Origin of the sequence: Microbacterium sp. zg.Y1084 (genome assembly GCF_024623595.1) — a bacterium.
GTDB classification, from domain to species: domain Bacteria; phylum Actinomycetota; class Actinomycetes; order Actinomycetales; family Microbacteriaceae; genus Microbacterium; species Microbacterium wangruii.
In genome coordinates, this window is sequence record NZ_JANJGV010000006.1 from 178,943 (window position 1) to 190,801 (window position 11,859).

Annotated in this window: 13 protein-coding genes; 6 read left to right on the forward strand and 7 right to left on the reverse strand. The window is 69.4% G+C overall.

The annotated features are described in order from the left end of the window. Positions 1–2 precede the first annotated feature (2 nt). The 5 genes from NQ165_RS09795 to NQ165_RS09815 form a co-directional block, all read right to left on the reverse strand. The gene (locus NQ165_RS09795) at positions 3–437 is read right to left on the reverse strand and encodes a nuclear transport factor 2 family protein (RefSeq protein WP_257533071.1); all 435 of its coding nucleotides are present in this window, start codon (positions 435–437) and stop codon (positions 3–5) included. Continuing rightward, positions 434–868 (reverse strand): thioesterase family protein, encoded by a 435-nt coding sequence (locus NQ165_RS09800; protein WP_257533073.1) that lies wholly within the window; start codon positions 866–868, stop codon positions 434–436. The genes NQ165_RS09795 and NQ165_RS09800 overlap by 4 nt, the downstream gene beginning before the upstream one ends. Continuing rightward, positions 865–1,611 (reverse strand): SDR family NAD(P)-dependent oxidoreductase, encoded by a 747-nt coding sequence (locus NQ165_RS09805; RefSeq protein WP_257533075.1) that lies wholly within the window; start codon positions 1,609–1,611, stop codon positions 865–867. The genes NQ165_RS09800 and NQ165_RS09805 overlap by 4 nt, the downstream gene beginning before the upstream one ends. 70 nt (positions 1,612–1,681) lie before the next feature. Beyond that, positions 1,682–3,283 carry an NAD(P)/FAD-dependent oxidoreductase gene (locus NQ165_RS09810; protein ID WP_257533077.1) on the reverse strand — a complete coding sequence of 534 codons (1,602 nt, stop codon included), beginning with the start codon at positions 3,281–3,283 and terminating at the stop codon, positions 1,682–1,684. Then, positions 3,280–4,212, reverse strand: a complete 933-nt coding sequence (locus NQ165_RS09815; protein ID WP_257533078.1) for an alpha/beta hydrolase — start codon at positions 4,210–4,212, stop codon at positions 3,280–3,282. The genes NQ165_RS09810 and NQ165_RS09815 overlap by 4 nt, the downstream gene beginning before the upstream one ends. A gap of 118 nt (positions 4,213–4,330) precedes the next feature. On the opposite strand from NQ165_RS09815, the gene NQ165_RS09820 reads away from it, so the two are divergent. Then, positions 4,331–4,873, forward strand: a complete 543-nt coding sequence (locus NQ165_RS09820) for a PadR family transcriptional regulator (protein WP_257533081.1) — start codon at positions 4,331–4,333, stop codon at positions 4,871–4,873. A 15-nt stretch (positions 4,874–4,888) separates the two neighbouring features. On the opposite strand, the gene NQ165_RS09825 is transcribed toward NQ165_RS09820, so the two are convergent. Next, positions 4,889–5,659 (reverse strand): SDR family NAD(P)-dependent oxidoreductase, encoded by a 771-nt coding sequence (locus tag NQ165_RS09825; protein WP_257533083.1) that lies wholly within the window; start codon positions 5,657–5,659, stop codon positions 4,889–4,891. 135 nt (positions 5,660–5,794) lie between these two features. Between NQ165_RS09825 and NQ165_RS09830 the strand changes: the two genes are divergently transcribed. The 5 genes from NQ165_RS09830 (at position 5,795) to NQ165_RS09850 (ending at position 11,022) form a co-directional block, all read left to right on the forward strand. Further along, positions 5,795–7,006: an ABC transporter substrate-binding protein gene (locus tag NQ165_RS09830; RefSeq protein ID WP_257533085.1), complete on the forward strand. Its 1,212-nt coding sequence runs from the start codon at positions 5,795–5,797 to the stop codon at positions 7,004–7,006. 103 nt (positions 7,007–7,109) lie between these two features. After that, on the forward strand, positions 7,110–7,967 hold the full coding sequence (locus NQ165_RS09835; RefSeq protein ID WP_257533087.1) for a branched-chain amino acid ABC transporter permease: 858 nt from the start codon (positions 7,110–7,112) through the stop codon (positions 7,965–7,967). A gap of 2 nt (positions 7,968–7,969) precedes the next feature. After that, complete coding sequence (locus NQ165_RS09840; protein ID WP_257533089.1) at positions 7,970–9,787, forward strand: branched-chain amino acid ABC transporter ATP-binding protein/permease; 1,818 nt, start codon at positions 7,970–7,972, stop codon at positions 9,785–9,787. After that, positions 9,780–10,502, forward strand: a complete 723-nt coding sequence (locus NQ165_RS09845) for an ABC transporter ATP-binding protein (RefSeq protein WP_257533091.1) — start codon at positions 9,780–9,782, stop codon at positions 10,500–10,502. Before NQ165_RS09840 ends, NQ165_RS09845 begins: the two co-directional genes overlap by 8 nt. Before the next feature lie 67 nt (positions 10,503–10,569). Beyond that, positions 10,570–11,022 carry a nuclear transport factor 2 family protein gene (locus NQ165_RS09850; RefSeq protein ID WP_257533093.1) on the forward strand — a complete coding sequence of 151 codons (453 nt, stop codon included), beginning with the start codon at positions 10,570–10,572 and terminating at the stop codon, positions 11,020–11,022. Here NQ165_RS09850 and NQ165_RS09855 read toward each other — a convergent pair. Then, positions 11,013–11,840, reverse strand: a complete 828-nt coding sequence (locus NQ165_RS09855) for an SDR family NAD(P)-dependent oxidoreductase (protein WP_257533095.1) — start codon at positions 11,838–11,840, stop codon at positions 11,013–11,015. The genes NQ165_RS09850 and NQ165_RS09855 overlap by 10 nt on opposite strands. Between the last annotated feature and the right edge of the window lie 19 nt (positions 11,841–11,859).

Below are 11,859 nucleotides of genomic sequence, written 5' to 3' on the forward strand. Positions count from 1 at the left end.
GCTCAGCCGCGCCCGATGACCCGGCGATGCAGGCGCCACCCGGCCTCCGTGCGCACGAACTCGTCGTCGTAGGTTCCCATCGCCGCCAACTGCGGCTGCGCGTCGGTGGCGAGGTAGTACCGGAAGTAGCTGCGCGACCTCGCCCGGTCGCCGTCGAGATCCACGACGACGGTCGAGACGTCGTGTCGCGTGGCGCTTCCCGGCCCCTGCACGCCGGCCGCGCGGCGCTCGCGCACTCCGGCAAGCAGAGCGTGCCTGCCCCGCAGGGTCTGCGTGCGCAGGGGCAGTCCCGTGGCGTCGGTCAGATCCCACACGGCGTCCTCGGTGAAGTGCTCCACGTAGTCCTCCGGCTCGCCGGTGTCGGCCGACTGCGCGATGCGCGCGAGCAGGGTGAGGATGGCCTGGTGATCCGCGAGCGCATCCGGCGTGGTGGTCATGCGACGGCCGCCCAGGAGGTCAGATGAGCGCGCAGATCCCGGGGGATCGGCACGGGCGTCTGTTCCGGTGAGACGGTCACGACGGTGTTCTCGGCACGGGCGACCAGCACCCCGTCGTCGACGCGCACCATGCGGAACGCGAACCGGAACGAGCTCGAGCCGATCCTGCCCATCCGCAGCTCGATCCGCACCTGATCGAACAGCCGCGCCGCGGCGAGGTACTCGCATTGGGTCGCGCGTGACACCGTCCACCATCCGAAGCGATTGACGAGGGTGTCCTGCCGCAGGCCCTGCAGATACAGGAATTCGGACTGCAGAGCCTCCATCTTGGGGAACCAGGCGGCGTAGTACAGGATGCCGGCGGGATCCGTGTCGGCGTAGCTCAGGCGCACCACGTGCTCGTGGAGCACACGCCCGACGGCATCCGTCACTGCGTCACCGTCCAGCCGCCGTCCACCGGCAGGAGCACGCCGTTGATGTATCCGGCGATCGGCGACAGCAGGAACAGCGTCGCGTAGGCGATGTCGTCTGCTGCCGCCATGCGCCGCAGCGGAATGCGCTCGAGCACACGATGGCCCATCTCGCTCGCGGCGAAGTCCGCCAGCCGAGGGGTGTCCGTCATCCCGGGCGCCACGGCGTTGCTGCGGAACTGCCCGCCCCGGTGTGCGGCGAGATGCCGGACGTAGCCGGTCAGGGCGGCCTTCGACGCGGAGTACCAGTCGCTGTCCGTGCCCACGAGGTTGCCTGCGACGGATGCCGTGACCACCATGGCGGCGCCCGGACCAGGGTCGGTGCCGGCCCACGCCTCGGTCATCAGTCGCACGCTGCCCACGCTGATCCGCAGTGCGTCGTCGAAGGGGAGGGCGGAGCGGGATGCGGGGCCCGCGTTGTTGTGCAGGTAGCGCACGGGGCCGACGGCGTTGACGGCGGCGGCGACGCCGGCCTCGACCACCGCGCGATCGGACACGTCGCCGACCCAGGTGTGCACCCGCGCGCCGCCGGCATCGCGGATCAGCGTGGCCGTCTGCTCCAGTCCTTCCGCGCTCAGGTCCCACAGGCTGGTGGCCAGCCCCATCTGCGCCGCGCGCAGGGCGGTGGCGCGGCCGATGCCGCTCCCCGCGCCGGTGATGAGGATCGCCCCGTCGGAGGGGAAGCCCAGATCGATCGCAGTCATCTCGTCTCCTTTGACCAAGCACTTGCTTGCTGATCACAGTAGCGATCAACCGCCCGCGCCGCCATCACGCTCACCGGGTGCTGAGGATGAATCCGCGGTACCCCTCGGCGGCGACCTGGTCCGCGCGGTCGATATAGGCGCGGAATCCACCGATGTACGGCAGGAAGCCCCGGGCCTTGCCCTCGATGTTCGACCCGGTGTACCACGAAGGTGCCGAGCCGAAGAGGGTGCGGTCCGCCAGTTCCAGCGAATGCTCGGTCCACGCGGTCGCCGCGTCGGCGCGTGCCTCGGCCGAAGTCAGCCCTTCGGCCCGGCAGTGGTCGATGAGGCGCAGCGCGTACTCGCCCTGCTGCTCCGAGGTCAAGGCCATGTTGGACAGCACGCTCGGACTGCCGGGGCCGTTGAGGACGAGCAGGTTGGGGAAGCCGGGCAGGCCGATGCCGAGGTAGGTGACGGGGAATCCCTGCCATTCGTCCCGGAGGGAGCGGTCGTCCCTGCCGCGGATGTCCATCGCCGTCAGGGCTCCGGTCATCGCGTCGAAGCCCGTGGCGTAGACGATGGCATCGTGCTCCCGCAGTCCCGTCGCGGTGCGGATGCCTGTCGGATCCACCGCGACGAGGGGATCCTCGCGCAGGTTCACCAGGCGCACGTGGGGGAGCGTGAACGTCTCGTAGTAGGAGCTGTCGGTGCAGATCCGCTTGGTGCCCAGAGGATGGTCCGTCGGGGTGAGAGCGGCGCGCACGTGCGGGTCGGGAACGCGCTCGGCGAGCTTGCGCTCGAAGAACTCGCGCGCCGCGTCGTTGATCCTCGGCTCGACCGTCAGTCCCTGGAAGGCTTTGGCGAACAGCACGCCACCGCGCCGCCAGCTCTCCTCGAAGACGGCCTCGCGCTCGGCGAGGGTGGCCTCGTCGAAGGGGACGGGATGGCTCGTCCACGGCGAGCCGGCGCTCCCGTTCCACGACAGCTCGCGCCGGCGGCGGAGGTTCTGCTGCTGCCGATCCCATTCGTCGTCGTCGATCGGGTGGTTGAACGCCGGAATGCTGTAGTTCGCGCTGCGCTGGTAGACGACCACCTCGGCGGCTGTGGCGGCGATGAGCGGGATCGCCTGGACCCCGGATGACCCGGTGCCGATCACGGCCACGCGCTTGCCGGTGAAGTCGACCTGCCGGTGGGGCCAGGCCGAGGTCTGCAGCACCTCGCCGGTGAACGAGTCGCGACCCGGGATGTCCGGCAGCTGGGGCTGGGACAGTCCGCCGGTGGCCATCGCAAGCCACCGCGCGGACGCGGTCAGTCCGTTCTGCGTGCGCACGGTCCATCGGTGGGCCGCCTCGTCCCACGTGGCGCCGGCGACGCGCTCGCCGAAGCGGTAGTGACGCCGGACGTCGAAGCGGTCGGCGACGTGGGAGAGGTACTCGAGGATCTCGGGCTGGGTCGCATACCGCTCGCGCCACCGCCATTCGCGCTGCAGCTCGTCGTCGAACGAGTAGGAATAGTCGATGCTCTCCACGTCGCAGCGCGCACCCGGGTAGCGGTTCCAGTACCAGGTCCCGCCCACATCGTCGCCTGCTTCGATGCCGAGGATGTCGAGGCCGCGCCGCGCGGCGTGGATCGTCGTGTACATGCCGGCGAAGCCGGCTCCCACGACGATGAGGTCGTGCTCGGTGGTGGTCATCGGTGGTCCTTTGCCGTCGGTGTCGGGAGGGTGCGGATGTCGGCCCACAGCACGTCGAGAGCGCTCGCTGCAGGAGGGTGGCCTGCGATGGTGAGGAAGCCGTGGAACTGGTCGGGGTAGCGGCGCTCCAGCACGTGATTGCCGGCCAGGCGCAGCTGCGCCGCATAGGCGGTCCCCTCGTCGCAGAGCGGATCGAGCCCGGCGGTGACCACGATCGAGGATGGCTGCCCTGCCGCGTCGGTGCAGCCCCACGGGGTGGCGGCGGGACCCGGGGCGGCCGGGTCGGCATCGGGGCCGAGGTAGCTGCGCCAGTAGTAGGACAGGAGCGCCGAGGTGACGAAGTAGCCCTGCCCGCGCGTGACATGACTCGCCGAGCTCATGGTGGGATCGAGGAAGGGGTACAGCAGCACCTGCCCCACGACAGGCGAGTCGCCGCGATCGCGCAGCGCCCTGGTGGCGAGGGCCGCGAGGGTGGCGCCGGAGCTGTCACCGGCGAGGATCACTCCATCGCCCGCCAAGCCGGTGCGGCGCGACCAGTCGACCGCGGCCACGATGTCGTCGCGCGCCGCCGGCGGGCGGTGCTCCGGCGACAGGCGGTAGCCGACGGAGACGACGACGGAGCCGGTGCCCTTGGCCCATCTCCGGCAGAACCCGTCGTGGCTCGCGATGGAGCCGTGCAGGAAGCCCCCGCCGTGCGCGTACACCGTCACCGGCGCGCCCGGCCGCGGAGCGCGCGGGCGGTAGACCCGCACCGGAACACGGTGCCCTCCGGCATCCACCTCGGCGTCGGCGGTCGATTCGACGTCGTCGAGATTGTCGGCGGGGCGGACCCGCGCGTCCACCACCTCGCGCGCACGGTGCGGCTCGAGCGCCGTGATGTCGGGGAAGCCCTCGTTCAGCAGGGCGAGCATGCGCTGGGTCGCGTCCAATACGATCTCCCTTGATCGGTGACAAAGGTATGACTAACAGTCATACTCAAGTCAGGAATATGGCACGCGATGCCGAGGGGGTCAAGTGGAGCGGGACGCGAGTGCGCCGCGAGCGCCGATGAATCTGCCCGCGACCTCATGGGCGGTGCTGGGAATCCTGTCGTTCGACGCCCCGCTCTCGGGGTACGACATCAAGCGGTGGGCCGACCAGAGTCTGGCCTTCTTCTACTGGGCCCCCTCGCAGAGCCAGATCTACACAGAGCTGCGCCGTCTGGAGTCGCTGGGGCTGGCCGGGTCGCGCATCGAGCAGACGCATGCGGCCAAGAGTCGGCGCATCTACGAGATCACCGACCTCGGCAGGGCGAACATGGCGGCATGGATGCAAGAGGTCCCGGCCGACCCGGTGGTCCTGAAGCACTCGCATGTGCTGCGGCTGTGGGCCGCGCACAACGGCAGCCTCGACGCCCTGCGTGCGGAACTCCTCGAATACCGCGAATCAGTCCTGCGCACGGCGCAGGCGGCTGGGGATCACGCGCACGGGGCGCAGCGCGAGCCCTCCTGGGCCTACTCGCAGATCGCCCTGGAGTGGTCGGAGCGGTTCTACCTCGACGAGGCGGCCCGCATCGACTGGCTCATCGAGCGGCTGCGCGGCGTGGGCTGAGTCGCCGCCGAGGTTTCAGACTCCGTAGCCGCCGTCGACGTCGAGCTTCTGGCCGGTGATGAACCCTGCGCGCGGCGACGCCAGGAAGGCCACCGCCTCGGCGATGTCGTCCGCCGTGCCGAAGCGGCGCAGCGGGATGTGCGACATCGCGGCGTCCAGGGCGCGCTCGTCGAGATCTCCGGAGGCCATGAGGCGGGCGGACATGCCGTCCCAGAGCATGCCCGGGCCGACGCTGTTGACCCGCACGCCGAATCGGCCCTCCTCGGCGGCGAGGCCGCGTGCGAGCGCTTCGACCCCGCCCTTGGGCGCGGCCGACAGGCCGTCGCGCACGGGGTAGCGGCGGGTGGCGGCGCTGGTGACGACGGTGAGCGAGCCGGAGGCCTCGCGGAGCGCGGGGAGGAATGCCCGGGCGACGGCGAAGAAGCCCACCAGATCGTCGTCGACCTGCTGTGCGAACTGCTCGACGGACACCTTCGACAGATGCACCATCGGCACGTGCGGCCCAGCGGCGTGCACAACGGTATGCACTCGGCCGTGCCGCTGCGCCAGCTCTGTGGCGAGGGAGGTCGTCGCGCGCTCGTCGCGCACGTCGAGCGGGTGGGCTGTGGCCAGGTCGCCCAGCTCGGCGATCAGCGCTTCCGGCGTGCTGCGACGGTAGGTCACGGCGACGCGGATGCCGTCGGCGACGAGCCGTCGGGCGATCGCGGATCCGATCCCGCCGGTGCCGCCGGTGACGACGGCGACACCCTCGGGGGCGGTGGGCTGCGCTGGTGAAGTCGTGGGCATGACCGGAATCTAACAGCGATGCGGAGAACCCACCAAGCAATTGTTCGGTAATGTATTGAACGCGCCGAGGGCCCTGTGCTTTACTAAGCAAGCGTTTGGTCGCTACCCGTACTCAATGACGAGAAGGACACTCTCATGCGTCTCAGCAGAATCGCAGCAGTCGCCGCGGGCGTCGCTGTATCCACCCTGGTCCTCGCCGGATGCGCCGGGGACGCATCCCCCGCCGCAGAGACCACCGACGACGGCCCTGTGCGCGTCGTGGTGCTCGGCGGCATCGGAGCCGAGGGCATCCTGGCCGACAACGCCACCACCGCGGTCACCGCGGCGCTGGCATCGGTGGATGCCGTCAACGAGATGGGCGGCATCCTCGACCGGGAGGTGGTCATCGAGGTCATCGACGACACCGCAGATCCCACCGTGGCCGTGACGAAGCTGCGCGAGCTCTTCGCGAGTGACGAGAAGCCGCACTTCGTCATGAACTCGGGTCCGTCGACGATCACCGAGGCCATGCTGCCGATCCTGACGCAGAACAAGGTGGTGTCGTTCAACATCGGCCCGACCGAGACCTCCGGCGACCCCACGGTGTACCCGTACAGCTTCAACCTCTCCGCGTCGGTGCCCGACTACATCCACTCCTTCGTCACCGAGCTCGATGACAAGGGCTACGAGGACATCGCGATCCTGCACGGCTCCAGCGCCTACGGCGAGTCCTTCGGAGCCATGGCCGAGAAGATCTTCACCGAAGAAGGCTTCACCGTCACCGACATGGAGGGCTTCGACAACGCGGCTCTGGACATGACCGCTCAGCTCGAGGCGCTGCGTCAGTCTGACCCCGACGCCCTCGTCCTCGACGCCTACGGTGCACCGCTGGGCTACGTGCTGCAGGGTCTGGACAAGCTCGGCTGGGACGTTCCGGTGATCGGCAACTCCTCTGTCGCGGCGACCGGTCTGATCGCCACGGAGCCGCCGGCGGGCGTGCTGGGCACGCCCCAGGTGGCCAACCTGACGATGCAGGTCTACACGAGCACCCAGTTCGACCCGAATGACACGACGGTCAACGAGGCCGTCGAGCGCATGCTCGCCGCCGGCGACATCAAGTCGTCGCTGATTCTCGCCTACAACTACGACTCCATGCTGCTGATCAAGGCCGCGGCCGAGGCGGCGGGATCGCTGGACCCGGACGAGATCGTGAAGGCCCTGGTCGACCCTGAGGTGCAGGCGGAGACCCAGACGGCGATCCTGGGCAACTACGCGTTCACCGCCGACGAGCACAGCCCGCACGTGGCTCCCTCGGACTTCAAGTTCATCCCGCCGGGCAAGCTCGTCAACGGCCAGTACCAGCCGTAACCGGCATCCCGATGGCCGCAGCCGTCGAGGGTCGCGGAGGCTTCGCCCCCGTGCCCCTCGACGGGCTGCGCTCACCACACTTGAGGGAAGGAACCCGACGCCCATGACCATCATCTGGTCCGGTCTGGCTCTCGGCGCCGTCTACGCGCTGGTGGCGATCGGCTACAACATCGTCTTCTTGTCTCAGAAGACCTTCAACTTCGCGCAGGCCGCCTTGATGATGCTCGGCGCCTTCCTCGCCTACATGGGCATCGCCGTCATGGGCCTTCCCTGGTGGATCGTGGGCCTCGCGGCCGGGGTGATCGTCGGGGGGATCGCGGCCCTCGAGGAGCGCGTCGCGATCCGCCCGGTCAAGGATCCGCACAACCTGCTGGTGACCACTCTCGGCGCCTCGCTGATCATGGAGGGCGTCGCCCAGGTCATCTGGGGTGGCGAGCCCCGCCGCGTCCCCTTCTTCATGGGCGACCAGGTGCTCGAGGTCTTCGGTGGTCGCGTGTACCCCGTCGAGATCGTGCTGATCGTTCTGGTGATCCTGATCGTGGTCGCGTTGACGCAGTACGCCAAGCGGAGCATGACCGGGATCGCGCTGTTGGGCATGAGCGAGGATCGTGAGGCCGCGCGGCTGCGGGGCGTGAACGTGCGCACCTTCGCCATGGTCGCCTTCATCTTCACCGGTGTCCTGGCCGGCATGCTCGGCGTGTTCGTCGGGCCCAAGACCTTCGCCGTCGCGACCCTCGGTGCCTCGCTCGCGCTCAAGGGCTTCGTCGTCCTCGCCATCGGCGGCTTCGGGTCGCTGTGGGGCGTGCTCGCGGGCGGGCTGATCGTGGGCCTCGCCGAGGCCTTGTCCAGCCGCTACATCGGCGCCGACTTCGCGAACCTCACGATCTTCGCGATCCTCATCCTCATCCTCATGGTCAAGCCCGGCGGGCTCTTCACCCGCCGCATGGAAAGGACGGTGTGACCATGGCTGCTCTCTGGCTGAAGCTGCGCGCGGTACCCGGTTGGCTCTGGCCGCTCGCGGCCGGTGCGGTCCTGCTCGTGGTCCCGCTGCTCGGCATGAGCTATGCCATCACCCGGCAGATCGAACTGACGCTCATCCTCGCGCTCATCGTGGTGGGACTGAACCTGTCGCTCGGCTACGCGGGCGAACTGGCGATGGGCCAGGTCGCGATGTACGCGGCGGGCGCCTACACGGCTGGCATGGTCAGCAAGGCCGGCGTCACGGAACTGTGGGTGCAGCTGCTCGCGGGAGCGGCGGTCGCGCTGGTCGTCGGGCTGATCTCGGGCATCCCTGGCCTGCGCCTGGGCAGCTGGTCGCTCGCGATGACCTCGTTCTTCCTCATCATCCTGCTCCCTGACGTGCTGTCGATCTTCAAGGCGCAGACCGGCGGACGCAACGGACTCGCCGGCATCCAGCCGCCGACGATGTTCGGGGAGCCGATCAGTGGCGACACCTACTACGTCATCCTCGTGGTGATCACCATCCTGATCTTCGCGATGGTGCGCAACCTCATCGTCTCGCGCCACGGGTCGGCCCTCCGTGTGCTGAAACAGAGCCCCGTGCTGGCATCCTCCATGGGGATCTCGGTGTTCCGGGCGAAGCTCACCGCCTACGCGATCGGCGCTCTGCCCGCCGGCCTCGCCGGTGTGCTCTTCGCCAACCTCGACCTGTTCATCTCGCCCGAGGCCTTCGCGTTCTCCTTCGCGATGACGATCCTCGCGGCGTCGATCTTCGGGGGGTCCGCCAGCATCTACGGTGCGATCGTCGGTGCGGCAGTGCTGCAGTTCGGCATGAACCAGTCGACGAACTTCCAGCAGTTCGGGCTGATCATCGCCGGCGCCTTCCTGCTGCTGGGCGGTGTGGCCTTCACCGGCGGACTGTCCGGACTGATGCGGGCGCTCGTGCGGCGCGCCGACGCGGCCGCGCACGTCAAGGTCGGCACGGTGCGGCCGCAACCTGTGCCCGCCGAGATCGGCAAGCTCGACGGCGCGCTGCTGCGCACCGATCAGGTGTCGAAGGCGTTCGGCGGCAACCAGGCGCTGTCCGAGGTCTCGGTCGAGGCCAAGCCGGGCGCCGTCACGGCGATCATCGGCCCGAACGGATCAGGCAAGACGACGCTGTTGAACATGATCTCGGGTTTCTACCGGGCCGATTCCGGGACGATCTCCATCGACAGCGAGGCCGTGCAGGGGCTGCCCGCCTACAAGGTGGCGCGTGCGGGCGTGTCCCGCACGTTCCAGACGCCCAACGTGCCGGAGAAGCTCACCGTGCTCGAAGCCGTCGAAGCCGGGCGATACGCCGGAACGCGGGCGAGCATCCTCGCCTCGATTCTGCGGCTGCCCTCGTTCTGGCGCACCCACCGGGTGGACCGTGCCGAGGCCGAGCGGGCGCTCGCCCTGGTAGGGCTGACCGATCAGCGCGACCAGATGGCCGACTCGCTGCCGCTGGGCAACCGCCGGCTGCTCGAGGTGGCCCGAAGCCTGGTGGCCGCGCCGAAGGTGCTGCTGCTGGACGAGGTGGCCTCGGGCCTGGATGAGGACGAGCTCGACGTGCTCGAGAGCCTCATCCTCCGGCTGCGCGACGCCGGCATGACCGTCATCCTGGTCGAGCACAACTTCCAGCTGGTGCTGCGCATGGCCGACGAGATCTACGTGCTGGCCCAGGGCGCCGTGATGGCGCACGGGACGCCGGCCGAGATCGAACGCAACACCCGCGTCATGGAGGAGTACCTCGGCGTGACGGCGGACCACAACGCGCACACAGGAGGCGGCGATGAGTGACGAGATCCTGCTGGAGGTATCCGGCCTGCAGACCGGCTACGGCGACCTGAAGGTCGTGCGAGACGTCTCGCTCACGGTGCGACCCGGCCAGATCACGGTGCTGCTCGGGCGCAACGGTGCGGGCAAGACCACGACGCTGCGCGCGATCACCGGTCTGAACCGGGTGTCGGGCGGCACGATCTCCTTCGCTGGAGGGCCGCTGACCGCGCCCGCCCATCGCCGGGTCAGCCTCGGCATCTCGTATGTGCAGGAGGGCAAGCGGGTCTTCCGCGAGCTGACGATCGAGCAGAACCTGCTGCTCGGCGGATTCTCGCGCAAGAAGAGCAAGCGGGAGCTCGCGTCGGCTGTCGAGGAGATCTACCAGCTCTTCCCCATTCTCGCGGCCAAGCGCTCGCTGACGGCGGGGAGCATGTCCGGAGGTCAGCAGCAGATGCTCGCCATCGGCCAGGCCCTCATGGCGAAGCCGCGGCTGCTCATCCTGGACGAGCCCAGCCAAGGGCTGGCGCCGGTCGTCGTGAAGGAGGTCATGGAGCGGGTGCATGAGCTGCGCGACACCGGCATCGGCATCCTCCTGGTGGAGCAGGCTGTGCAGGACTCGGTGGCGATCGCCGACGAGGTGTCGGTCATCGAGATGGGCAGGACGGTGCTCTCCGGCCGGGCCTCGACGATCTCCGTGGACGACATCCAGCGGGCGTACTTCGGTGCGGCTGCCTGAAGCACCCGGCCGCGGTCCCGACGCGGCCGGGTGCGGAGGGGCCGTCGGGTGCGACCTCGAAGGCCGGGTGCGACTGCTCGAGGACCGACTGGCGATCCACGAGCTGGAGGGCGCCTACGCGCGGTCCTTCGATGAGAGGGACGGCGCCGCCTGGAGTGCGCTGTTCACCGCGGACGGCATCTACCAGTCGTGGGCGGAGGGCGATGCGCCGCCGGTGACGTTCGTGCAGGGCACCTCGGCCCTGCGGGACTTCTGCAGTTCGGCGCCCTTCGACGGCATCCACATGATGCACCTGCCGCAGATCACGCTCGATGGCGACCGGGCGACCGCGCGCATCCATCTCGAGTTCCACGGGGTCTGGGCGCTTCAGCCCGGAGCGCCGCGACTGATCATGGTCGGCGTCTACGACGTGGACTATGCCCGCGTGGGCGGCCGGTGGCGCATCGCCCGTCGGATCACCACCGCGTACAGCCGGGATCAGCGCACCGTGCTGGGCTATCCCGGGGCCGCTCAGGCCTGATCGGGCAGGTTCGTCCAGCCGCGGCCGCCGGCCTTTCCGTACCACCCGGATGCCGCGAGCGTGCCGCCGTCCACGGGGATCGTGTGCCCGGTGATGAATGCGGCGTCCGGTGAGGCCAGGAAGGCGACGACGCCGGAGAAGTCCTCGGGGATGCCGAAGCGGCCGGCCGGCAGCCACGACCGCAGCAGCGCGGGGTCCCGGCCGGCGAGCATGAGCGCCGCCGGGGTCTGCTTGGTGTCGGCCAGGTCCGGGGCGATGGCGTTGACCCGGATGCCGGACGGTCCGAGCTCGACGGCCAGGCTCTTGGTGAACGCCGACACACCGGCGTTGTACGCGGAGTAGACGGCGTGTCCGGGGATGCCGCGGAAGGCCTCTACCGTCGACACGTTGACGATGACGCCGTTGCCCCGGGCGAGCATCCAGGGCAGCAGCGCGTGGGTGACGGTGAACACGTGGCGGAGGTTGAGCTCGTGCAGCCGATCCCATTGGGAGGCCGAGCTCTTGGCGAAGAACGACTTGGCCGGCCGGAAGTCGCCCACGTTGTTGACCAGCACGTCCACCCGGCCGTGACCGGCCTCCACCGCCGCCCGCAGCGCGTCGACGGTCTCGTCCCGGGTGATGTCGCCGACGACGACCGTGCAGTCGCCGCCCGCCGTGCGGATCTCCTCGTGTGCCGTCCGGGCAGCCGTCTCGTCGATGTCGACGAGGATCACGCGGTCGCCGTCACGGGCGAATCGCCGGGTGATGGCTCCGCCGATGCCGAGTGCTCCTCCGGTGACGACGACGGTGCGGGCGGGGGAGACGTCGGCGGCATCCATATCAGCAACCTAGCATTTG

What these genes read in the sequence shown, in the direction of transcription:
- NQ165_RS09855 (WP_257533095.1), bottom strand. Translation starts at nt 11,840, where the DNA reads ATGGATGCCGCCGACGTCTCCCCCGCCCGCACCGTCGTCGTCACCGGA.
- NQ165_RS09830 (WP_257533085.1), top strand. Translation starts at nt 5,795, where the DNA reads ATGCGTCTCAGCAGAATCGCAGCAGTCGCCGCGGGCGTCGCTGTATCC.
- NQ165_RS09840 (WP_257533089.1), top strand. Translation starts at nt 7,970, where the DNA reads ATGGCTGCTCTCTGGCTGAAGCTGCGCGCGGTACCCGGTTGGCTCTGG.
- NQ165_RS09820 (WP_257533081.1), top strand. Translation starts at nt 4,331, where the DNA reads ATGAATCTGCCCGCGACCTCATGGGCGGTGCTGGGAATCCTGTCGTTC.
- NQ165_RS09810 (WP_257533077.1), bottom strand. Translation starts at nt 3,283, where the DNA reads ATGACCACCACCGAGCACGACCTCATCGTCGTGGGAGCCGGCTTCGCC.
- NQ165_RS09845 (WP_257533091.1), top strand. Translation starts at nt 9,780, where the DNA reads ATGAGTGACGAGATCCTGCTGGAGGTATCCGGCCTGCAGACCGGCTAC.
- NQ165_RS09835 (WP_257533087.1), top strand. Translation starts at nt 7,110, where the DNA reads ATGACCATCATCTGGTCCGGTCTGGCTCTCGGCGCCGTCTACGCGCTG.
- NQ165_RS09795 (WP_257533071.1), bottom strand. Translation starts at nt 437, where the DNA reads ATGACCACCACGCCGGATGCGCTCGCGGATCACCAGGCCATCCTCACC.
- NQ165_RS09805 (WP_257533075.1), bottom strand. Translation starts at nt 1,611, where the DNA reads ATGACTGCGATCGATCTGGGCTTCCCCTCCGACGGGGCGATCCTCATC.
- NQ165_RS09825 (WP_257533083.1), bottom strand. Translation starts at nt 5,659, where the DNA reads ATGCCCACGACTTCACCAGCGCAGCCCACCGCCCCCGAGGGTGTCGCC.